At 69.8% G+C, this 22,788-nt stretch carries 17 protein-coding genes; 12 read left to right on the top strand and 5 right to left on the bottom strand.

The annotated features are described in order from the left end of the window. Positions 1-1,611, top strand: coding sequence for a serine/threonine-protein kinase (locus tag ACWDOP_RS04470; protein WP_456343900.1), 1,611 nt, complete (start codon positions 1-3; stop codon positions 1,609-1,611). 348 nt (positions 1,612-1,959) lie between these two features. Here ACWDOP_RS04470 and eccE read toward each other — a convergent pair whose 3' ends face one another. Then, positions 1,960-3,768 (bottom strand): type VII secretion protein EccE, encoded by a 1,809-nt coding sequence (eccE, locus tag ACWDOP_RS04465; protein ID WP_456343899.1) that lies wholly within the window; start codon positions 3,766-3,768, stop codon positions 1,960-1,962. A 17-nt stretch (positions 3,769-3,785) separates the two neighbouring features. After that, positions 3,786-5,621 (bottom strand): type VII secretion AAA-ATPase EccA, encoded by a 1,836-nt coding sequence (gene eccA / locus ACWDOP_RS04460; protein WP_456343898.1) that lies wholly within the window; start codon positions 5,619-5,621, stop codon positions 3,786-3,788. 98 nt (positions 5,622-5,719) lie between these two features. Here eccA and eccD point away from each other — a divergent pair, with 98 nt between their 5' ends. From eccD to ACWDOP_RS04440, 4 genes are all read left to right on the top strand, one after another. Then, positions 5,720-7,252: a type VII secretion integral membrane protein EccD gene (gene eccD, locus ACWDOP_RS04455; protein ID WP_456343897.1), complete on the top strand. Its 1,533-nt coding sequence runs from the start codon at positions 5,720-5,722 to the stop codon at positions 7,250-7,252. Then, positions 7,249-8,718, top strand: coding sequence for a type VII secretion-associated serine protease mycosin (gene mycP / locus ACWDOP_RS04450; RefSeq protein ID WP_456343896.1), 1,470 nt, complete (start codon positions 7,249-7,251; stop codon positions 8,716-8,718). Before eccD ends, mycP begins: the two co-directional genes overlap by 4 nt. A gap of 20 nt (positions 8,719-8,738) precedes the next feature. Continuing rightward, positions 8,739-12,761 (top strand): type VII secretion protein EccCa, encoded by a 4,023-nt coding sequence (gene eccCa, locus ACWDOP_RS04445; RefSeq protein ID WP_456343895.1) that lies wholly within the window; start codon positions 8,739-8,741, stop codon positions 12,759-12,761. A gap of 120 nt (positions 12,762-12,881) precedes the next feature. After that, positions 12,882-13,688 (top strand): FtsK/SpoIIIE domain-containing protein, encoded by an 807-nt coding sequence (locus ACWDOP_RS04440; RefSeq protein WP_456343894.1) that lies wholly within the window; start codon positions 12,882-12,884, stop codon positions 13,686-13,688. A 25-nt stretch (positions 13,689-13,713) separates the two neighbouring features. On the opposite strand, the gene ACWDOP_RS04435 is transcribed toward ACWDOP_RS04440, so the two are convergent. Together ACWDOP_RS04435 and ACWDOP_RS04430 are read right to left on the bottom strand one after the other, a co-directional pair. Next, positions 13,714-14,304: a GNAT family N-acetyltransferase gene (locus ACWDOP_RS04435; RefSeq protein WP_454202330.1), complete on the bottom strand. Its 591-nt coding sequence runs from the start codon at positions 14,302-14,304 to the stop codon at positions 13,714-13,716. Next, positions 14,301-15,140 carry a GntR family transcriptional regulator gene (locus ACWDOP_RS04430; protein WP_456343893.1) on the bottom strand — a complete coding sequence of 280 codons (840 nt, stop codon included), beginning with the start codon at positions 15,138-15,140 and terminating at the stop codon, positions 14,301-14,303. The genes ACWDOP_RS04435 and ACWDOP_RS04430 overlap by 4 nt, the downstream gene beginning before the upstream one ends. 174 nt (positions 15,141-15,314) lie before the next feature. Between ACWDOP_RS04430 and ACWDOP_RS04425 the strand changes: the two genes are divergently transcribed. Continuing rightward, positions 15,315-15,824, top strand: a complete 510-nt coding sequence (locus ACWDOP_RS04425) for a DUF4254 domain-containing protein (RefSeq protein WP_454202332.1) — start codon at positions 15,315-15,317, stop codon at positions 15,822-15,824. A gap of 103 nt (positions 15,825-15,927) precedes the next feature. Here the strand turns inward: ACWDOP_RS04425 and ACWDOP_RS04420 are convergent, their stop codons facing one another. After that, entirely contained in the window at positions 15,928-17,361 is a 1,434-nt protein-coding gene (locus ACWDOP_RS04420) for a nucleotide-binding protein (RefSeq protein WP_456344052.1), read from the bottom strand. Positions 17,362-19,608: 2,247 nt separating this feature from the next. On the opposite strand from ACWDOP_RS04420, the gene ACWDOP_RS04415 reads away from it, so the two are divergent. The 6 genes from ACWDOP_RS04415 to rpsD all read left to right on the top strand — a co-directional run bounded on the left by ACWDOP_RS04415 (position 19,609) and on the right by rpsD (position 22,756). Beyond that, on the top strand, positions 19,609-19,908 hold the full coding sequence (locus tag ACWDOP_RS04415; RefSeq protein ID WP_456343892.1) for a hypothetical protein: 300 nt from the start codon (positions 19,609-19,611) through the stop codon (positions 19,906-19,908). 744 nt (positions 19,909-20,652) lie between these two features. Beyond that, positions 20,653-20,874, top strand: a complete 222-nt coding sequence (infA, locus tag ACWDOP_RS04410; RefSeq protein ID WP_040804562.1) for a translation initiation factor IF-1 — start codon at positions 20,653-20,655, stop codon at positions 20,872-20,874. A 121-nt stretch (positions 20,875-20,995) separates the two neighbouring features. Then, the gene (rpmJ, locus tag ACWDOP_RS04405; protein ID WP_067561702.1) at positions 20,996-21,109 is read left to right on the top strand and encodes a 50S ribosomal protein L36; all 114 of its coding nucleotides are present in this window, start codon (positions 20,996-20,998) and stop codon (positions 21,107-21,109) included. A gap of 222 nt (positions 21,110-21,331) precedes the next feature. After that, a complete protein-coding gene (rpsM, locus tag ACWDOP_RS04400; RefSeq protein WP_454202334.1) occupies positions 21,332-21,703 on the top strand; it encodes a 30S ribosomal protein S13 in 372 nt (123 codons plus the stop codon). A 9-nt stretch (positions 21,704-21,712) separates the two neighbouring features. Continuing rightward, positions 21,713-22,126 carry a 30S ribosomal protein S11 gene (rpsK, locus tag ACWDOP_RS04395; RefSeq protein ID WP_454202335.1) on the top strand — a complete coding sequence of 138 codons (414 nt, stop codon included), beginning with the start codon at positions 21,713-21,715 and terminating at the stop codon, positions 22,124-22,126. Positions 22,127-22,150: 24 nt separating this feature from the next. After that, the gene (rpsD, locus tag ACWDOP_RS04390) at positions 22,151-22,756 is read left to right on the top strand and encodes a 30S ribosomal protein S4 (protein ID WP_375963197.1); all 606 of its coding nucleotides are present in this window, start codon (positions 22,151-22,153) and stop codon (positions 22,754-22,756) included. Positions 22,757-22,788 lie beyond the last annotated feature (32 nt).

Genomic DNA, 22,788 nt, shown 5'->3' with positions numbered 1-22,788 from the left:
ATGGCGATTCAGCTCGGAATGCTGCTCGGCGGCTACCACCTCGACCGCGTGCTGGGTTCGGGCGGCATGGGCACCGTGTATCTGGCCCGGCACCCCAGTCTGCCGCGCTGGGACGCGATCAAGGTGCTCGGGGTGGAACACTCCGCCGACCCGGAGTACCGATCCCGATTCACCCGGGAAGCGGATCTCGCTGCCGCATTGGATCATCCGAACGTGGTGGCCGTACACACCCGGGGTGAGACCGACGGGCAACTGTGGATCGCCATGCAGTACGTCGAGGGCACCGACGCGGCCGCCGCACTCGAGCGCGACCCGGCGGCGATGACGCCGGCGCGGGCGCTGCGCATCGTGACCGAGGTGGGGCGCGGACTCGATCACGCGCATCGGCGCGGGCTGCTGCACCGGGACGTCAAACCCGCGAACTTCCTGCTCTCCGCCACCGACGGCGACGCGGAACGGGTGCTGCTCACCGACTTCGGGGTCGCCAAGTCCACCGTGGATGGCGTCGAGATCACCCGCACCGGAAAGTTCGTCGCCACGATCGCCTACGCCTCGCCCGAACAGCTGGAGGGGCACCGGCTCGACCACCGCGCCGACATCTACGGGCTCGCGTGCGCGTTCTTCAAACTGGCGACGGGGCGCAACCCGTTCCCCGGCACGCAGCCGGGGCCGGTCATGATGGCGCACCTGTTCGAGCCACCGCCCCGGGTGAGCGAGCTGCGGCCGGAACTGAGCGCGGCGGTGGACGACGTGATCGCGGTCGCCATGGCGAAGGATCCGGAATCGCGTTTCCACAGCTGCCACGAATTCACCCGGGCGCTGGAAACGGCGATGGCGCAGGGTGTCTCGCCGCTCTCGTTCTCGACCGACAGCGATTCGCGGACCATCCCGGACACGACGGCGCGCACCTGGGCGCCGGATCCTGTCACCACCCCGGCAGCGGCCGCCGCCCCGGCGCATACCGGTTACGGGTCCGCCGCCACCAACGATACGACCGCGAAACCTGTTCGCAGGCACGCGCTCCGGATCGCGGCCGGGACCGTGGTGCTCGCACTGGTTGTCGCGGCGGGTGTCTGGATGGCGGGCCGCGACGACGACGGCCCGGTCACGCCGAACACCACGACGGCGGCGGCCCCCGCCACGCCGCCGCGCACCACCGCCGAAGCGCGGCAGCAGAATCCGGCGTTCACGGGCAAGGTCATCGCCGCGGTGGACATCATCGGCGAGGGCGGTCGATACGGGGACATGGATCTGCACCTCGAGCCGAGCCCGCAGGCGGCGTTCCTCGAGGCGCTCGGCTTCACCTACGACCTGAATTGCGCGCGCGTCGGCGACGAGCCCACCCCGCGTCCGGTAACCCGTGACGGCACCCGGGATCCGGGTGATCTGGAGGACGTCCGCGCCGGATACGTTCTCGCCGTGCGCAGCGACGCCGCATCCACGGGCGGTGGCAGCCAGACGAATCTGCCGGTGACCCTCACCCTGCGCGACACCGCCGTGCTCGTCTTGGACGACCCGGCGGCGGTGGAGGCGTTCCGCCACTGGACCGATGCCTCCGAGCGGATCCTGCTCGACACCCTGGTGCCGGCGCTACGCCGCGGTGTGCGGTAGGCGCCCCACGTTGCCGCTCTGGTTTCACCGGCTCGCGGCTCGGCCCTGGCTGCCCGGCTTCGGCCCGGCCGTGTGGTTCTGACCTGTCTGTGTGGCTTTGGCCTGGCTGCGCGGCTCTGATCGGACCGTTCGGCTCGGACCTGGTCGTGCGGTACGAGCTCGGCTGCCTGGCTTCGGCCCCGGCTGTGTGGTTCCGACCTGGGTGTGCGGCCCTTACCCGGGTGCTCCGCCTCACCCGGCTCCGCGGCGTCCGTGTCGCGCGACGCTCGAACGCCGTGCGGCATCGACGCGGCCGTGTGGCGATCACGCGGGCCGTGCGGCGTTCGGACGGCCGGGAGCGGCCCCCGCTCAGTACCGAGCCGGCTGCGCCGCCCCGATATACCGCTGCTCCGCCGGAGTCGTGACCAACTGCGCGGTGGTCTTGGTGGCCGGGGTGTGCACGGTGACCGTGTGGGGTGCGTTGCGGTGCTGCATGATCGTCACGTCCGCGTCGGGCTGGTAGCCCGGGGGAACGCCCTGGTGCAGGGTGACCACGGTGGCCGAACCCGGGGGAGCGGTGGCCGGGACGCCGTCGAAGACGATCACGGTGGCGGCCGGGTTGGGGGTGCGGGCGGTCATCGTGCTGTGGCGCGAGCTGTGGGTGACCGAGGACGCGAGCGAGAGGGCTTGCGAGGCACCGACATTGGCGATCATGTGCTGCCACGCGCCGGGCCGCGCGGTGTGCACCACCGCGCCCGCGCCCAGGGCGATGGCGCGCAGGATGACCTGCTGCGCCAGGTGCAGGTCGGAGATGATGTCGATGCGCCGCGAGCCGTTGCCGATCAGGGGCACGGCCACGCCGCTGCCGGTGGCGTCCGCGCCGATGAGCTGACCGCAGCCCGCGGTCGGGACCGCGATCTCCGACAGCGCCTCGATCGGGCCCTGATAGCCGCTGGGCCGAATCTCCTGCGCGCCATAGGAAAGGATGTCGGCCAGGGCCCAGAGTTGGCGGCGGGGGAGCTCGAGCAGACCCGGGACGGGCGGCTCCTCGACCGGCTGCTGGGTGTCGTAGCGGACGCGGGCGTCCACCTCGATGGCCTCGAACCGCGCGTCGGCGTCGGCGGTCGGGCGCAGGCGCACGGTCACCGTGGTGGCCAGGCTGCGCACCGCCCAGATCTTGGCCAGGCCGTCGAGACTGAACAGCTGCGGATCGATCTGGAAGCTGGTCAGGTGAATGCCGTCGTGCTCGAGCGAATCCGGGTGCTCGGTGAACTCCTCCAGCGGAATGCCGCGGGTGAGTTCACGACTGGCCAGGGTCATCTCGGCGGTGGTGAGCACCGAGGCCGTGATGCCGCGGGCGGCAAGGCGATTGGCGACCCGGCGGGTGCCGATGATCGCCGAGCGCAGCGCGCCCTCGGGGCCGCCGCCGCGATTCTGCACCGCCTTGTTGTTGGTGAGCGGGTTCAGCCGCAGCACCAGCCACACTGTGCGGTGCGCGATAGCCGGTAGCGGGCCGAGGATCTCGTCGTACAGGCGGCCCAGCGGCGCGATGCTCGACGCGTAGCCGGACAGCACCGCCTCGGTGCTCGCGGTGCGGGTGCCGTTGCTGATCACGTCGACCGAATCCAGCTCGACGTCGTACTGCCGCAGGCACGAGGCGATCTCGGCGAGCGGCAGCACCTGGTCGGTGCTGAGCGAGCCGCGGCGCAGCAGCGTCAGGGTGTCCGGCGGATTGTCGATGCGCAGCATCGTGGTGAGCAGGGTTCCGTCCCAGCGCAATCCGTAGCTGCCGCCGTCGGGCAGCGGCACGTCGAACTGGGTGCCCTCCTCGAAATCGGCGCGCATGGCCTGGCGCCAGCGGAAGCCCGCCCAGCGGCCCAGGCGCAGCCCGATCGGCACGCCCCGGAAGGGCGCCAGGAAGATCAGCGCCGGAATGACCCCGGCCAGCGCCGCCGCCCACCACGGGCCGTCCAGCATGACGGCGATGAGCGAGGTGAGCACGCCGAACAGCGCGACCGGAATCACCAGTCGCAGTGGCAGATTGCGGAACAGCCACATCTCGTCCGACCGCAGTTCGGCCGGCGGCCGCGGCGGTGCGGGCGGCTGTTCCGGTGGCGCCTGCGGCGCCGGACGTTCAGGTGTAGCGACCCCGGATCCCCGGTTCGGGAAGTCGTTCACAGGTGTTCCCCCTAGCTCTAACCTACTGCCGAGGCCAAGCCGAGCGAGGTGAGCATGGTGGCCAACGCAGCCTTCATATCCGGTGCTTCGATTCGCATGAGCACCGCCTCGTCGACCGCGCTCAGATCGATGGATTCGTCGTTGGCCAGCCGGAATTCGCGCTCTTCCTCGGCCGCCTCGATGAGGTTTCGAATGAACCGGCCGTTGCCGGCCACGTCGACGCCCCGGCGGGGCTGCCCGCTCTGATCGGTGCTCTCCAGCTCGTACAGCCGGCGGCAGGTCTGCACCAGCTGTTCCAGTGCCTCGTCCGAGAGCTCGGAATCGCGCTTGTTCGAGATGACCCGGCCGATGTCGCCGAGTTCCTCGGCGGAGTAGGACGGGAACTGCAGGCGCTTGGAGAAGCGCGAGGACAGACCGTCGTTCGCGGCCAGGAAGCGGTCGATCTCGCCGTCGTATCCGGCGATGATCACGACCAGGCGGTCGCGGTCGTTCTCCATGCGCGCCAGCAGCGTGTCCACCGCCTCGCGGCCGAACGCGTCACCGCCGGACAGACCCTGCTGGATCAGGGTGTACGCCTCGTCGATGAACAGCACGCCGTCCATGGCCGAGTCGATCAGCTTCTCGGTCTTGATCGCCGTCGAACCCAGGTGCTGGCCGACGAAGTCCGAGCGCTTGGACTCGATCACCTTGTCGGTCTTGAGGATTCCCAGTCCGCAGTAGATCTTGGCGACCACGCGGGCGATGGTGGTCTTACCGGTTCCGGGCGGGCCGGTGAAGGCCAGGTGCTGGCCGCGCGCGGAGCTCGACAGGCCCTTCTCGGCGCGGATCTTGGCCAGCTGCGCACTCGACTGCAGCTTGGCCACCTGGGTTTTCACCGCGGTGAGACCGATCTGCTTGTCGAGTTCGGCCCGCGCCTCGGCGAGCACCCGCTTGGCGCGATCCTCGTGCTCGGCCTGCTGCTTCTCCGCGAGCGAGGGCGCCGACGCCGGATCCCACTTGTCGGTGCGGGCGTCGATCACCTCCTGGGAGGTGATGGTGATGCGGTAGGTGCGGTCGCGCATCGCCGCGGCGTTGGCCTCGAAATCCGGGGCCTGGGAGTAGACCTTCTCGAACAGCGACTGCGCCTCGTCGGCGTTGCCGGATTCGCGCAGGCTCAGGCCTCGGCAGAACATGGCCGCGGTGCGCGCGGCCGGAATCGGGCCCGCCTCGGCCTTTTCCATGCGCCGGATGGCCTCGGCGAACAGGCCGAGCTGCGCGCAGGCTGTGCCGACCATCACGTGGGCGCCGGCCGCCAGGTACGGATCCTCCCACTCGGCCGAACCGGCCAGAATGGTCATGACATCGGGCCAGCGCTGGGTGTTGTAGTGCAGGATGCCGCGAATGTAGCTGGTGATTCGCCCATCGACCGCGAAGTCCGGATCCGAGGTGCGCCCGCGCCGGTACTCCTCGAGCTCGTCGAGCACGCGCTCGGCCTCGTCGAACTGCTTGTCCGCGATCAGATGCGCGGCATAGGCCAGGTGGATCTCGGTGTAGCTGGCGAGGGGGTAGTCGATGTACAGCCCGGGCAGGAAGCGCCCGGCCATGACCCGCGGCTGCAGGCCGAGGCGGCGCTGTTCCCGCGACAGGGTCTCGGAGCTGGTCTTGTACAGGTTGTACAGAACGTCCTTGGTCACCTCACCGGCGACTGCCCGGCCGAGCCAGGCGTCGCACATGGTGGGATCCCACTCGGTCGCGCGCTGGAAGGCCAGCTTCGCGTACTCGAGGTCCCGATTCGATTCCTGTCCGTCGATGCTCAGCCCCAGAGACAGCACTCCGGCATCGAAGGCGCGCTGGGCCTGGCGAGTGTCGATCATGCTGCTCGAACCCCGAATTCGTTGAACCTGGTTAGGCTTTCGTTCACAATCCCCAGCCACACGTGCTCTTCGCACAGTTGCGGACAGTCGGATACATTATGGTTATCCGCCCGGGGTGGGCAACTGTGGAGACGTTAGGGGCAGTTCAGCAAGTGACAACAGCACCTTCGCTCGGCGGCCTGGGAGCCGCCGAACCCGAATTGTGCCGAGTGTCCGTCATCGGGGGGAATACCCAGCTCGACGTCGGGCTGCCGGCAAACACGCCAATCGCAGCATTCATCGACGATCTCGTAAAATTGATCGAATCCCGCAACCCGGAGCCACTGGGTAGCGAAGACGGGGGAACACCACTTCAGCCGCAGCACTGGACGCTGGCCAAACTGGGCCGCGACATGATCTCGCCGAGTCAGACGCTCAACGACGCCGAGATCTTCGACGGTGAGCTGCTGGTGCTGCGCGCGGTCGCCGCGAAGGAAGCGCCCGCGCTCTTCGACGATGTGATCGACGCCGTATCCCGGCTCACCGCAGAGGAATTCCGCGGCTGGTCGGCGAGCTCTGCACGCTGGACCGGTCTGGCGGCCGCGGTCTTCGCGACACTGTTCGCGCTGGTACTGGGCGCTTTCGCGCGCGGCGCGGGTGACGCGTTCGTGGCCGCGGCCATGTTCATGGGCGGGGCCATCGCGGCGCTGGTGGCCGCGGTCATCACCGAGCGCAAATATCAGGACGAGCTCACCGCCACGGTCCTGACACTGCTCATGCTGCTGCTCACCTTCGGCGGCGGCGCACTCATGGTGCCCGGCGACCTGGGCAGTCCGAACGCCCTGCTCGGGGCCACGGCCACGCTGCTCATGGCGATCGTCGGATACCGGCTGATCCGCGTGGGCGCGGCCGTCGTCGCGGCGGGTGTGACCCTGTCGATCCTGATCGGCGGCGCCGCGGCTGTCCGCATGATCTGGGACGTCGGCATGTCCCAACTCGGCGGCGGCGCACTGGTCGTCGCGCTGATCGTGCTGTCGTCCGTGCCGCGCCTGGCCGCCACCCTGGCCCGGCTGCCGGTGCCGCCGGTGCCCACCGCGGGCGCCGCCATCGACCCGGCCGACCACGAACCGCGGCCGACCATCGAGGGCATCGGCGCCATCGGCGCGACCGTGCTGCCCTCGGCGCACGGGCTCGGCATTCGCGCGCGCACGGCCAATATGTTCCAGACCGGCATGGTGATCGGCAGCACGCTCGGCGCGGTCGCCGGAGCGTTGCTGGCGGCGGATCCGCTGGGATCCCCGCGCTGGCAGGGCATCACGCTGGCCGTCGTGGTCGCCATCATCCTGTGCCTGCGGGGGCGGTCCTTCGCCGACCTCACCCAGGCCTGCGTGCTCATCGTCGGCGGCATGAGCACCTTCGCGGGACTGCTGGTGCTGCTGGCGCTCAGCGACAATCACAAGCTGTTGCTCTCGGCCGGATTGCTGCTCATCTTCGCGGTGTGCGCCATCGGGTTCGGGGTCATCGGCCCGCACATCGAGGTGACCCCGGTGCAGCGGCGCTTCAACGAGATCTTCGAATACGGCCTGATCGTATCGATCATCCCGCTGGTGCTCTGGCTCACGGGCGTCTACTCGATGGCGCGGAACATATGAGCGGCCGCTTCACGAACTGGGCCCGGGTGGCCTGCGCCACAGCCGTTCTCGGCGCCGCCCTGATGGGGCCGGCGGCCGGGGCCGGTGCGCGCCCGCTCGCGACGGTCTCGCCGCCGGTTGCCGATCTCGGGTTGCTCGGCGAGGCACAGGGCTTGAGCGGCAAGCCCGCTCCGCTGGTCACCACCGAGAAGCACGGCATCTGCATCGAGGGCACGGTCGGCACCGCGGTGGACACCAGCGACGGCCGAAAGGTCAAGCCGGACGGCATCGTTCCGCGCGACGAACCGGTCTCGCAGAAGGTGCTCAACCTGCCCGCCGCCTGGAAGTTCGCCACCGGCAAGGGCCAGAAGGTCGCGGTCATCGACTCCGGGGTGAACCGGCATCCGCGCCTGCCCGCGCTGCAGGCCGGCGGTGACTACGTCGCCGACGACTCCGACGGCACCTGGGACTGCGACGGGCACGGGACGCTGGTAGCCGGGATCATCGCCGCCAGGCCCAGCGCCGACGACGGTTTCGTCGGCGTCGCGCCGGACGCCGAGATCCTCTCGATTCGCCAGTACAGCATCGCGTATCGGGAGAAGGACAAGAAGGGCGACGCCGCACCGGGCAGCATCACCGACAGCGGGTACGGCAGCACCCTGACCATGGCCGCGGCCGTGGTGCGCGCGGTGGACATGGGCGCGACCGTCATCAACATCTCCGAGGTCGCCTGTTCGGCGGCGTCCGGCGACAGCGCGGATGGCTCGCTCGGCGCGGCCGTGCGCTATGCCTACGAACGCAACGTGGTCGTGGTGGTGGCGGCGGGCAACACCTCCAACAAGGGGTGCGGCACACAGAATCCGGCCAACGGCGGCTGGGGGCAGGTGAGCACCGTGGCCACCCCGGCCTGGTTCACCCCGTACGTGCTCAGCGTCGGATCGGTGCAGGACACCGGCGGGCCGTCGAGCTTCAGCCTGTACGGGCCGTGGGTCGGGGTCGCCGCCGTCGGCACCAACATCGTCTCGCTCGACAACAAGCCGGGTGGCACGGGGCTGATCAACGGATTGCCCGGGGACAAGGGCGGGTTCGTGCCGATCAATGGCACCAGCTTCGCCGCGCCCTACGTGGCCGGGCTCGCCGCGCTCATTCGCGAGCAGCATCCCGAGTACTCCGCGCAGCAGGTCATGGATCGCATCACCCGCACCGCGCACGGTCCCGGCACCGGCCGGGACGATCGCATGGGCTACGGGCTCATCGATCCCCTCGCCGCGCTGACCGCGAAACTGCCCGCACAGCACGTGAGTACGGGCGCCGATCAGGCCTTCATCTTTCCGGAGCCGCAGACGCCGGAGGGGCCCGCGCGGTTCCCCCGTCTCGTGGCCGTCATCGGGTCCATCGTCTGCCTCGCCGCGCTGGGAATCGGTCTCGCGATCTCGATTCCGTTCCGCCGCGCGCACCGCGACGACGAGCTGCCCGACCTCGATTAGCAAGGACCGGAGAAACATCCATGGCTACCGAAGGATTCGTACGCAGGCCACGTATCGCCCCGCCCCGCGCACCCGGCGGTGAACTCGCGCTCACCGCGCCGCCGGAGATTCCGCGCGCGGTGCCCGCACCACTGATCCAGAAGCTCATGCCGGTGATCATGATCATCGCGATGATCGGCATGATCGCCATGATGGCGATGATGGGCCGGTCGATCCTGACCAACCCGTTCATGATGATGTTCCCGCTCATGATGGTCATGTCCATGGCCGGCATGTTCATGGGCCAGCGCGGCAACAACAAGGGCTCGGCCGAGCTCAACGAGGATCGCAAGGACTACTTCCGCTACCTGGACCAGACCCGGCGCGAGGTGCGGCGCACCGCGCAGAAACAGCTCGAGACGCTGGTCTGGAGTCACCCGGAACCGGCGGATCTGCCCTCGGTGATCGGCACCCGGCGCATGTGGGAGCGCAGGCCCAACGATCCGGACTTCGGGCACGTGCGCGTCGGCATCGGAACCCACCGGCTCGCGGCCAAACTCGCGCGGCCCGAGACCGGGCCGCTCGAGGACCTCGAACCCGTCTCGACGGTGGCGCTGCGCCGGTTCGTGCGCACCCACTCGGTGGTGCACCACCTGCCGACCGCGGTGTCGCTGCGCGCGTTCCCGGCGATCAATGTCGAAGGCCCCGTGGAGGATTCGCGGGCGCTGGTGGCGTCGATGATCATGGAGCTGACCGCGTTCCACGGACCCGACCACGTCGCGGTCGCCATCGTCTGCGCCGAACCCGACGACCCGGCCTGGTCCTGGGCGAAATGGCTGCCGCACATTCAGCATTCGACCCACCGCGACGGTATGGGCGCGGCCCGCATGATCTATCGCTCGCTCGGGGAGCTGGAGACCGCGCTCGCGGAGGATCTCCTCGAACGCGGGCGGTTCATGCGCAACCCGCAGCCCACCGCGGGACGCCTGCACCTGGTCGTGGTCATCGACGACGGGTACGTGAACGGAACCGAGCGGCTCATCAGCGAATCCGGGCTGGACGCGGTGACGGTCATCGACCTCAGCGCCGTCGACAACAGCCTGGCGGCGCGGCGCGGGCTGCAGCTGGTCGCCGCCGACGGCGACGTGTTCGCCAAGAGTGCTTCCGGCACCGAGAAATTCGCCACCGCGGACATCGTCACGCGGGCGCAGACCGAGGCGTTCTCGCGCAGTCTGGCGCGCTTCCGCATCGCCACCGCAGCGCAGATCGTGAGCCTGGGTGACAGCACCGGCGCCGCCGATCCGGGACTCATGGCGCTGCTGAAGATTCCGGACGCGGCGCAGATCGACGCCTCCAAGGTGTGGCGGCCGCGTGCGGGGCGCGAGCGGCTGCGGGTGCCGATCGGCACCACGCCCGACGGCACCCCCGTCGAGATCGACATCAAGGAATCGGCCGAGAACGGTATGGGCCCGCACGGGCTGTGCATCGGCGCGACCGGTTCGGGTAAATCCGAATTCCTGCGCACCCTGGTGCTTTCCATGGTGGCTACGCACTCGCCGGATCAGCTGAACCTCGTGCTCGTCGACTTCAAGGGTGGTGCGACCTTCCTCGGTCTGGACCCGCTGCCGCACGTCGCGGCGGTCATCACCAACCTCGAGGAAGAACTCGACCTCGTCGACCGTATGCGCGACGCGCTCGCCGGTGAGATGAACCGGCGGCAGGAATTGCTGCGCACCGCGGGCAATTTCGCGAACGTCACCGACTACGAGAAGGCGCGCGCGGCCGGCGTCCCGCTGGATCCGCTGCCCGCGCTGTTCGTGGTCATCGACGAGTTCTCCGAACTGCTCTCGCAGAAGCCGGATTTCGCGGATCTGTTCGTCATGATCGGCCGCCTCGGGCGGTCGCTGCACGTGCATCTGCTGCTGGCCTCGCAGCGCCTGGAGGAGAACAAGATGCGCGGGCTGGACGCGCATCTGTCCTATCGCATCGGCCTGCGGACGTTCTCCGCCAACGAATCCCGCGCGGTGCTCGGTATCACCGACGCGTACCACCTGCCGGGTGTGCCGGGTGCGGGCTATCTCAAGAGCGACGCCTCGGATCCGTTGCGGTTCAACGCCACCTACGTGTCCGGGCCCTACGTCGCGCCGCGCGCGGTGCGGCAGGCCGACGGCACCGCCGTGGCCGAAGCGCCGCCGCGTGAGTTCATCGCCGGGCCGGTGGAGCAGCTGGCGCTGCCCGCGCCCGAACCGAGCCTGGACCCGCTGGATCTGCTGCCCCCGCCGCCCGCGGCGGACGAGGGTATACCGGACAGCCTGCTGCAGGTGGTCGTCAAGCGGCTCACCGGGCACGGGCGGCCCGCCCACGAGGTGTGGTTGCCGCCGCTCGAGGAATCGCCGACCGTGGACATGCTGCTGCCCGACCCGGATTGGCGCTCGCCGGTCAACCGGCACGGACAGCTGTGGATGCCCATCGGCATCATCGACAAGCCGTACGAGCAGCGGCGCGATGTGCTGCAGATCAATCTCGCGGGCGCACAGGGCAATATCGCCGTCGTCGGTGGTCCGCAGGCGGGTAAGTCCACCACGCTGCGCACCATCATCATGGCGGCCGCGGCCACGCACACCCCCGAGCAGGTGCAGTTCTACTGCCTCGACTTCGGTGGCGGCAGCATGGCGGGTCTGTCCGGACTGCCGCACGTGGGTTCGGTCGCCAACAAGCTGGATGTGGATCGGGTGCGGCGCACCATCGCCGAACTCAGCACGCTGCTGCACCAGCGCGAGGAGCGGTTCGCGCAGCTGGGCATCGAGTCCATGGCCGAGTACCGGCGGCGCAAGCACGCGGCGCTGGCGCAGGGGGCACACGATGATCCGCTGCTCTCGGACAAGTACGGCGACGTGTTCCTGGTCGTCGACGGCTGGGCGGTGCTGCGCGAGGAGTTCGACACCCTCGAATCCGCGGTGACCCAGCTCGGCGCGCAGGGTCTGTCGTACGGCATCCACGTCATCCTCGGCACCTCCCGGTGGGCCGAGATCCGGCCCGCCATCAAGGATCAGATCGGTACCCGTATCGAGCTGCGCCTGGGTGATCCGTCGGATTCGGAGATGGGCCGGCGCATCGCGGTGAACGTGCCGCTGAACCGGCCGGGTCGCGGTCTGACCGCGGACCAGCTGCACATGCTGATCGCGTTGCCGCGCTTGGACTCCGACACCAACGCGCAGAACCTCGGTGAGGGCGTGGCCGCGGCCAAGGCACAGATGCAGGCGATGTACGGCGATCGGCGGGCGCCGGATGTGCGCATGCTGCCGCAGAACATCCACCGCGAGCAGGTGCTCGAGATCGCGCGGGCGCACCGCGTGCAGCAGGGGCCGACCAAGATCGTGGTCGGGCTCGGCGAGGCCGAATTGGCCCCGCTGGTCCTGGATTTCGGCGCCGACCCGCACCTCATGGCCTTCGCCGACGTGGAGTCCGGCAAGACCACGCTGCTGCGCAACATCATTCACGGCATCGCGGAGAGTTCCGACGCCACGCAGGCCCGGGTCATCCTGATCGACTACCGCCGCACGCTGCTCGGTGCGCTGGAAGGCGATCAGCTGGCCGGGTATTCGACCTCGTCGCAGACGTCCGGGCCGATGATCCAGGAGGTGGTGAACTACCTCTCCAAGCGGATTCCCGGCTCGGACATCACGCCGCAGCAGCTGCGCGAGCGCAGCTGGTGGAGCGGTCCGGAGATCTACATCATCATCGACGACTACGACATGGTGGCGACCGGCGGCCTGACCAATCCCCTTGCCCCCCTTGTCGAGTACCTGCCCCAGGCTCGCGACATCGGCATGCACGTGATCATCACCCGCCGGATGGGCGGCGTGTCCCGCGCCCTCTACGACGGCGTCCTCGGCGCGATGAAGAACATGTCGGTAGACGCGCTGCTCATGAGCGGCCCCCGCGACGAGGGCAAGCTGATAGGCGACGTCCGCCCCTCGAAGCTCCCCCCGGGCCGCGGGATCCTGGTGTCCCGCTCCCGCGGCCAGGAGATGGTGCAAATCGCCGAGCTCCCGGGGCTGTAGGCGTTGATCATCCGACCCGGCGCAGGCCCGCCCGCCTGCTCCGTGCAGGTGTTCACGGTGTCGGCCCGGATGCGATCGGGGTGTCACGCTCGATCGCCGGCATCGGCCGAGGGTGTTCTGGTGCCTAGCCGGGACACCCCCGGTCCCCGCCCGCCGTGGCTGGGCTCCGTGCGGTCGGCGGTGGAACCGGAGCTTCCGCGCGATGTCTCCTGGAGTGCGGTGTCCGAGGCCGCGCGGGCGCTCGGTATCGAGCAGAGTGCGACGAGGATCGTCGTGGGGGTGCGTGCATCGGACCCACCGCCGGTCGTGGTGGATTTCGGTGCGACCCCGCATCTCGTGGCGTTCGGTGAACCGGGGGCCGGTAAGACCACGTTGCTGCGCACTCTCGTTCGCGGTATCGCGGAGACCACGCGGCCGGACGAGGCGCGGGTCGTCGTGATCGACTATCGCCGGACATTGCTGGGTGTACTGGAGGGTGGGCACCTTGCCGGGTACGCGACCTCGGAGCAGTCCGGTACAGCGCTGATTCGGCAGGTGGCCGAATACCTTTCCGCGCGGGGTGCCGCATCGGATGCCGGTGGGGGACACCGGGGCCGGACCGGTCCCGAGATCTACGTCGTTGTCGACGATTACGAGCTCGTGCGCCGCGGTGGGTCCGATGATGCGCTGACTCCACTGGTGCGATGTCTCGCGCGAAGCCGGGATATCGGCCTGCACGTCGTCATGGCCTACCGAACGCTCGGCACACCCCGCGGCTTGGAGCACTGCGCCATCGGGGCCTTGAACGAGGCGGACGTGTCGACACTGTTGCTGCCGGGGATCGGCGACGAGGCCGTTCCCACGGCGCTGCATCCCGGCCGCGGCGTGCTGGTCTCGCACACCGGCGGCCGGGAAGCCGTGCAGATCGCCAATTCGCCTGGAAGGTAGGGCTTTTCGGGCGCCGGGGTTCCTCTCACCCCGCGTGCAGCTGTTGCTGCACCGTCGCGGAGATCGGGAGGGGGGTCAGTCTGCGGGTCGACACCCAGCTCGACGTCGGGCGTTCGAACAGGGCGCCGGACGGGCCGGTCGCCTCGGGGCCGGCGAAACGGGCCTGGCGGAAGCCCGCGCGGACGTAATAGTCGTGCAGGGCCGTGTTCGTGGTCCAGGCGTCCAGGCGGACCCAGTCGCGGTGGGTGCGGGCGGCGATCATCGCGGCGTGCTCCAGCAGCGCGTGGCCTATGCGATGGCCCGCGAACCGGAGGTCGACGATCATGTAGTGGACGATCACGGCGTCGGCCAGTTCGCCGGGGGACCAGAGACCTTCGTCGGCGCGGTCGTTGACCGTGATCGTGCCGGCCACCTCGCCGTCGATCTCGGCCATCCAGGTCTCACCGTTGCCGACGGCGCGGGCCACCGAGCGGACGAAGGTCTCTATGGGCAGGCCTCGGCCCGCACGGGTCCACTGGTCACTGCCGCGAGCGGCCAGCCAGGACGTACGTTGCAGGCGGAACCGGGTGATGGTCCCGATATCGGAGAGGCGGGCCGGGCGGATCAGTGGGGTCATGAGGAGCCGGGTAGCAGCGAACTCTCGAAGGAGTGGGAATTGGCGGGAGGCGGCGGGGCGCCCAGGGTCTTGCGTATGACGTCGGTGCCCTCGGCGTCGCCCAGCTCGTAGGCGAGGCGATTGCGGGCCGCCGTGGAGCGATGACGGGTCACGCGGGTGATGCGTTCGTGGTTCGCCCCGATGCGCAGATGGTCCAGCAGGATCGTGCCGGGGCCGACGCCGAGCACGGCCGCCTCCTCCGCGGTCGCCGGGCGCGCCACGACGGTGTCGCGGTGCGCGGTCTCGGCGTACCCGCGCTCGGACAGCCGTCGCGTGGTGCCCTCGGGGATGTCGTGCGGTACATCGATGCCGGTGGCCTCGGCGAGGTCGCGCGGATAGAAGCTGACCTCCCAGGACCACGGCTCATTGTCCAGGTACTGCATGACGGTGCGTGACACGACCCAGGCATCCCTTTCCACGCCGAGCCAGTGGGCAACCTCCGGACTGGCCGGTTCCATTCTGGCAGTGAACTGTTTGGATGGTTCGCGCCCGGCTGCCCGGGCGATCTCTACGAAGATATCGTGTGCGGCCCGCGGCCGGTCGGGTCGAACATGGTTGGTGACAACCGATTCGAGCACCTCTTGGCTGCGGACGATCGTGCCTCTGGAAGTTGCTGTGTAAACCAAGTTCTCGGCGACCAGGAGTTGAATCGCGTTGCGAGCGGTTGTGATCGAAACCTGCATCTGGTCGGCCAGCTCGTTGTGGCTCGGAAGTCGATCGCCCGGCTTCCACTTACCGGCACGGATCTCCTCGCGGAGGAGGTCTGCGATCCGTTGGTATCTCGGACCGTCCGCCATCTCGCTCCTCGGTTGTTGCTTCAAGGACCCGAAGTCTACTCCGGGTGCCGAATCGCCGTGTAAGGCTTGACAGGGACATTCGGAGGTTTATTGTAATGAACGTCCTGGATGCGTGTTGTACGTTCATGAACGCGAGGCAACGTGGCAGGTTCGGAGACATCAAATACGGTAGTTGTGGCGCTGCCCGACGTGTGCGAGCAGTACGCGGACGTCGTCGATACGCAGGGCTTGACCTCCGGGCTATTGCCGACCTCCGACCTACTTTTGCGCGCCTGCCGCGGTCACCGCGTCATCGGCGGGCCACTGCTGTGGTTCGCCCATGACCTCGCGGTGCTGCACGAGCGGCGCATCGTCGGTCGCGGCGGCGTCGGTCAGGAGATGGATCCGGCCGCGATAGTCGAAAACAAGCGTCGGCGTGTCGAATTGGTCATGGCCATCGACGACTGGATCGTGCGCTCGGTACCCCAGCACCGGCTCGGGGCGACCCTGCACACCGAAACGGTCGGATCGGTCATCGATCGCTTGGCCGAGGCGTCGATCCGCGCGCACCACGCGCTGATGACGCTCGACGCCAACGACGAGATGCTGCATGGTGCCTGGCACCATTTGGCCGAATTGTCTGATGCTTACGACGATCTCGTGCGCGACGTGCTCGCCGGCAGACGCCGGCTGCCCGCCTGGTAAAGGCCCCTGACGGTCCCGTCGGAACCTCGAGGGTGGGATCCGGCGGGACGATTCACCGCGCTGCTCGTTCGGCTCCCGGGTGTTGGGCCCGGGAGCCGAACGGTCAGCCGTGTCTGCGGTGGTCCGTCGCGAAGTCGTCGGCCACGGTCGCGGCGAGCTCGACGTAGGCGCGCTTGGTCTCCTTGCCCAGGCGGGTCAGGTCGATCTCCGCGCCTTCGGACAGGTGGCCGTCGTAGGGGATGATGTGGACCGCGCGGCAGCGGGACAGGAAGTAGTCCCGAAGCTGGTTGATGCCAACGGTTTTGGAGCCGGGGCGCGGGAGGTTGATCACCACCACGGCGTTGCGGACCAGGTGGTCGTGGCCGTGCAGGGACAGCCAGTCCAAGGTGGCGGCGGCGCTGCGGGCACCGTCGATCGCCGAGGACGAGATCAGGACCAGTGAGTGCGCCAGGTCCAGTACGCCGGCCATGGCCGAATGCATCAGTCCCGTACCGCAATCGGTCAGGATGATGTTGTAGAAGCGCTGCAGGATGCGGGCCACCGAACGGTACTCGTCCTCGCTGAACGCTTCCGAGGCCGCCGGATCACGCTCGCTGGCAAGCACTTCCAGGCGGCTGGACGCCTGCGAGGTATGCCTGCGCACGTCGGAGTAGCGCGTGATCGAGGGGTCCAGGAGCAGATCCCGCACCGTCGAACGGGTCTGCAGCGCCACCCGCTGCGAGAGGGTGCCGAAGTCCGGGTTCGCGTCGACCGCGATGACCCGGTCGCCGCGGATCGAGGAGAAGATCGAACCCAGGCCCATGGTCGTGGTCGTCTTGCCGACGCCGCCCTTGAGCGAGAGCACCGCGATCCGGTAGTCGCCGCGCACGGGCTGCCTGATCCTGGCGACCAGTTCCTGCAGTCGGCGCTCCTCCGCGGACATGCCCGGGTTGATGGCGCCGCCCGAAACATGGTGCACGGCCTTGCGCCAGCCCGAGCCGGGGGCCTTCTTGGCGCGCCGCAGCGGGACATCGTCCAGCGACGGTGGCTGGGCGCCGCCGTACTGCACGGGCGCGCCGGGCGTGGCGTATCGCGGGCCCTGCCCGGGGCCGCGTGCTCCGGAAGTTCCCGGGCCGAACCCGGCGGGCCCGCCGGGGCCCAGGTAACCGTGCTGCGGCGAATTCGCCTGTGGTCCGGCGGCATCCGGCCCGGGGCCGTACTGCTGCGGCGCGAACTGCTGCGCGCCTTCCGGACGGGCGGGGGCACCCGGTCCGTAGGACGGCTGCCCGTTCGGGCCCTGGCCCGCCTGCGCGGGGTCACCGTACTGCTGGGGCTGTCCGGCGCCGGCTGTCTGCCCGGTGGCCGGATCGGCCGACGGGCCCGGCCCGTAGCCCACCGGCGCGCCGGATGCGTCCTGTGCCGCCTGCTGGCCCGGAACGCCCCAATTGGCCTGTGCCGAATCGGGTCCCGGCTGCTGTGGCGCGGCTCCGGTCACCGGGCCGTTGGGCTGCGCCCAGCCCTGATGCTGGGGCGCACCCTGCCCGCCGGTGGCCGGCATCTGGTGCTGCCCCTGCTGACCGTCGCCGGGCACCGGACCGTACGCGCCGCCCTGTTCGCCGGTGGGAGGCATCTGCTGCGCGGCTGGATTCGGACCCTGCGCCCACCCGCCGGTCGACGGACCGCCGTGCGGAGCGGGCGCGCCGCCCTGCTGCGCCCAGCCCTGCTGCGGCGCGCCGTGGGGCTGCTGCCACGAACCCTGCTGCGGGCCACCGAAACCCGGGCCCTGGCCCGGTCCTCCGGTCGCCGCCGGCCCGTACCCCGTCGCGGGGTCGCCGGGCCAAGGCTGCTGCGGCGCACCCGGGAATCCGCCCTGCGGACCGTACGGTGCGCCCGAAGCGCCGCCCTGCGGCCCGCCGTCGGGACCCGGTGCCTGCCCGGGGATTTCGCCCCACTGGCCGCCGTCGGGGCTGTAGGCCCCACCCGGGAATCCGCCGTGCGGGCCATAAGGCGCACCACCCGTCGGCCCCTGTTGCGGTGCACCGGGGAATCCACCCTGGCCATCGGCCGACGACTGCTGTCCCGGCATAACGGAAGATTGCTGCGCGGCAGGCGAGCTCACCTGTCCCGCGGAACCCCCTGCGGGATTCGCCCAAGCCCCGTTCCCGCCCTGCGTCCCGTCGCCGGACTCGGACCACGAATCGTCCCGCCCCGGCGCCCGGTGCGACTCCGCACCCCCCGGCCCGTGCACGGCCCGATGCCTGCCGGTGCTGGTCGACGCGTTCCCGCCGGTGGCCCAGTTCTCCGCCGCCACACGCCCGGCCTCGGGCGACCCGGCGGTGGCGGACGCCGGCCGCGAGGTCTCGGAGGCGTCGGCTGGAAGATCCGACTCAGGGGCCCGGCCCGAATCCCCTGATGATCCCGATGCGTCGTCGGCCGCAAGCGGATCGAGCGGAGACTGGCCTACCGCGGTGCCGGGAGCACCGGCCGCGGTCGACGAGTCGGTGTGGCCCGGCGTTCCGGCGTCGGGTGACTCGGAGGTGCCCGATACCGCGTCGTGGTGCCGGGTCGCGTCGGACGGGTCGGCCGACACGTCGTGAACGGAAGCCGCGGTCGAATCCGCTGCCGTCGCGGGCCGGCCGGGAAGTTGTGCAACCGCGGCGGCCGAGCTGTCGACTCCGGGAAGTTGTGCCGCACCGGATGATTCGGCCGCTGCACCTTCTGCCGCGGACTCGGCGTCACCCGTGACCTCGGCCGCGGGCGGGACCGTTGCGCCGGAGTCGGCAGGCGAATCGCCCGCGGCGGAATCCGGGGTGCGCTCTTCCGTGTAGCCCTGACCTGCCGGAGCCGGGGGCACCGGAGGAATGGAATTCGGTTCAGGTGCCGGTCGATTCGTCTCCACGGCCGGGGTTGTCGGTGCCGGGGGCAGGGGCGGACGTCCGGGCGATGCGGCGCTCGCGCCGGGCGCCGGAAGGTCCGGTGCCGGGGGCAGCGGCGGGAGGCCCGGGGCCGCGGGTGTCGAGCCGGTGAGAGGGCTGGTCGAACGGGTAGGGGCGTCCGGTGCCGGGGGGAGCGGCGGGACGCCCTGGCGCGCCTCCGGGGCCGGCGGCAGGGGTGGGCGCGAATCATCGCTCGGCGCAGGGGGTTTCGAGGCCGTTGCGGAGGTGGGAGGCGCGTCGGGGAGCGGTGGCAGGCCCGGCGGCGCGGGGCGTGCGGCATCGGGAGCCGGGGGCAGGGGTGGGCGGCCGGACTGTGGAGGGACGGTCGGCGCGTCCGGGAGGGACGGACGTGCAGGGCTCTCGGGGAGCGGGGGCCGCTGTGCCGAGGGGTCGGCCGAGCTTGGTGCGGATGCTGCCTGGTTCGGTGCGTCCGGGAGGGGTGGGCGTGCGGGGCTCTCGGGGAGCAAAGGGCGCTGCGACGGCGGGACGGTCGAGTTCGGCTGTTCCGCAGAAGAATCCGGCGTATGGGACGGGGCTTCCGGCAGCGGGGGGCGGGCGGAACCCTGAGGTGCACCGCCGTGTGTGGGGGACTCGGGCAGCGGCGGGCGGGCCGGAGGGGGGACGTCGAAGGGGCCGGGGGCCGGGCCCGTCGTGTTCTCGGGGCGCACAGGGGGCGTGGCGGGGAAATCCAGGGGGCCGGGGGACGGCGCGTCTAGTGGGGGCAGGCGTGGGGGAGCGACCTGGTTCCGGGTGGGGGCCGGGGGTGCGGTGTGGGGGCCGGGCGGGGGCGGCGGGAGGTCCGGGTGCGGGCCGGTGGATTGCGGTGGGGTGGTGGGGAATCGGGTCGTCGCGTCGGCCGGCGCGGGTGATTGATCGCGGGCGCTCGGGCCCTGCGGCTGGGGATGGCGCTGGGCGCCGTGCGCGTCACCGGGGGCGGGCTGTGGGGGGATCTGGGGGCGGGGGCGGCCGTTCGCGGACGGACCCTGGGGCTGCGGGTGAGCGTCGCCGGGGTGGTCGAGTTCGGGGCCGTTCCCGTGCTCGCCGCCGCCTGGCGGGCGGTGGCCGTTCGCCGGGGTGCGCGGATCGATGGGGTGTTGCGGGCGGCCGTCGGCGCCCGGGTGCCGGGGGACCTCGCCGGCTGGGAGGCCGTTCGTCCGGGGGGCCGGTGACTGCTGGAACTCGGGGGACCGGCCGGTGCCGGACGAGGCCGTCCGGCTCGGGCCGCCGGCGTTCGGGCCCTGGCCGGTCGGCGGCGGGGTCGCGGGGCGCGGCGGGTCGGGGGTGAACTCGAGGGGAGAGCTTACGCCGGGGCCCGGGCCGGGAGCGGCGGCCGCGGGCGGCTGCTGCGGACGGCGGGCGGGCGCGGCGGGCGGGGAGTCCGGCTGGGGCGCGGCGTCGGTGTCCTTGCGGGGTTTGCGGCGGCCGAAGAGGCGGCGCGAGGCCTTCTCCTCGGGGATGAAGTCGTCCTGGGGGAGGTTCTCGACGGGCGCTTCGTAGCCGGATTCGGAGACGTCGCTCTCGGAGAGCCATGGCGGAAGCATGGGGAGACCGTCGTTGTTGCGGCTCACATCAACCCCCGATGTGCTGGACGATCTTGCAAGGACAGGCCGTAGTTTAGCGATCGCCCCGGCCGGCGTGCTCAGGCCGCTGGAACCTCGCACTCCTTGGGTGGGTGCGGCGAGTGTTCCCGCACACCCCGGACGACCCTGGTTTGGCCGGATCTACGCGACCGGGTAAAGTTAGTCGGCGGTGCATCTACACGCTGGTTGTGGCATGTCCGCATACTTACCTCCAGCGAAGTATCGCACCGCCTCGGCTCTCGTGCAGGACAGCGATGTTCCCGCATGCGTGCCGGGTGGAGCCGTAATGAGCTGCAACCAACCAGGTTCAGCCCAACCGGGATCGCGGAGGATATGGCGAAAAAAGAAGGGGCCATCGAGGTCGAGGGCCGGGTTATCGAGCCGCTGCCCAATGCGATGTTCCGGATTGAGCTGGAGAACGGTCACAAGGTTCTCGCGCACATCAGCGGCAAGATGCGGCAGCACTACATCCGTATTCTGCCCGAGGATCGCGTCGTCGTGGAGCTTTCGCCGTACGACTTGACCCGCGGTCGCATCGTCTACCGCTACAAGTGAGTCCCCGCAGGGGGACAACCGAGTTTCCGGGGCCCTGAGCCCCGGTCTTCCCCGGCCATTTCCGGCCGGGGAAAAACTGTGTTCACGGCCAGTGGGCACACGGAACCAGATTGGAACTGACGTGAAGGTCAACCCCAGCGTCAAGCCGATCTGCGAGAAGTGCAAGGTGATCCGCCGTCACGGTCGGGTCATGGTGATCTGCGAGAACCTGCGCCACAAGCAGCGTCAGGGCTGATCTCGGCCTAGCCGGATCGCCGGAGGAAACTCCGGTCGTTCACCAGCCAAGCACCGAACGCGATTCGGATTGGCAGACACACAGAAGTAACTCCCAGCGCCAGTCGCCGTTGTCGAGCCCAGCAAGTGGGCGGATGGCGGCCTTCCCCCGGTACGGAGGCCGGGGCCCCACACGAGGGGACGGTCAGGGAGCAGACCTCCGCAACCATTAAGGAAATGCCACATGGCACGTCTGATGGGCGTCGATCTCCCGCGCGAAAAGCGCATGGAGATCGCGCTGACCTACATCTTCGGCATCGGCCGGACCCGCGCGAAGGAGATCCTGGAGGCCACCGGCGTCAGCGGTGACATCCGTTCCAAGGACCTCACCGATGAGCAGGTCACGACTCTTCGTGACTACATCGAGCGCTCGGCGATGAAGGTGGAAGGCGACCTGCGCCGCGAGGTTCAGGCCGACATCCGTCGCAAGATCGAGATCGGCTGCTACCAGGGTCTGCGCCACCGTCGTGGCCTCCCCGTGCGCGGCCAGCGGACCAAGACCAACGCCCGCACGCGCAAGGGTCCGAAGAAGACCGTCGCCGGCAAGAAGAAGTAGGGATAGCGCATGCCTCCGAAGAGCCGGGCCTCGGGCCCGAAGAAGACTCAGAAGTCGCGTCGCCGGGATAAGAAGAACGTCCCGCACGGCCACGCGCACATCAAGAGCACGTTCAACAACACCATCGTGTCGATCACCGACCCGTCCGGCAACGTCATCTCGTGGGCGTCCTCGGGCCACGTCGGCTTCAAGGGTTCGCGTAAGTCGACCCCGTTCGCCGCGCAGCTTGCCGCCGAGAACGCTGCCCGCAAGGCGCAGGAGCACGGTGTCAAGAAGGTCGACGTGTTCGTGAAGGGCCCGGGTTCGGGCCGCGAGACCGCGATCCGTTCCCTCCAGGCCGCCGGCCTCGAGGTCGGCACGATCTCCGATGTCACCCCGCAGCCGCACAACGGCTGCCGTCCGCCCAAGCGGCGTCGCGTCTAAGCGGGAAGGAAAAGGTAGAGAATCATGGCTCGTTACACAGGCCCCATCACCCGCAAGTCGCGTCGTCTTCGTGTTGACCTCGTTGGAGGCGACCAGGCGTTCGAGCGTCGTCCTTACCCGCCGGGCCAGCACGGCCGCGCGCGGATCAAGGAATCCGAGTACCTCATGCAGCTGCAGGAGAAGCAGAAGGCTCGCTTCTCGTACGGCGTCATGGAGAAGCAGTTCCGCCGCTACTACGAAGAGGCGAACCGCCAGAAGGGCAAGACCGGCGACAACCTGCTGCGTCTGCTCGAGACCCGTCTGGACAACGTCGTGTACCGCGCCGGTCTGGCCCGTACCCGTCGTCAGGCTCGTCAGCTCGTCAGCCACGGCCACCTCGTGGTCAACGGCGTGAAGGTCGACGTCCCCAGCTTCCAGGTTTCTCAGTACGACATCATCGATGTCAAGGAGAAGTCGCTGGGCACCCTGCCTTTCCAGGTTGCGCGCGAAACCGTTGGTGACCGTCCCGTTCCGGGCTGGCTCCAGGTCGTTCCCGGCCGTCTTCGCATTCTGGTGCACCAGCTCCCCGAGCGTGCGCAGATCGATGTTCCGCTGCAGGAACAGCTGATCGTCGAGTTCTACTCGAAGTAATAGGTGCGCTGACGCGCGCCGCTGGTTGCCGC

It is taken from the genome of Nocardia sp. NPDC003693 (assembly GCF_053981095.1).
Note: the sequence above shows the minus strand (reverse complement) of the source record. Positions and strands in the feature narration are given on the sequence as shown.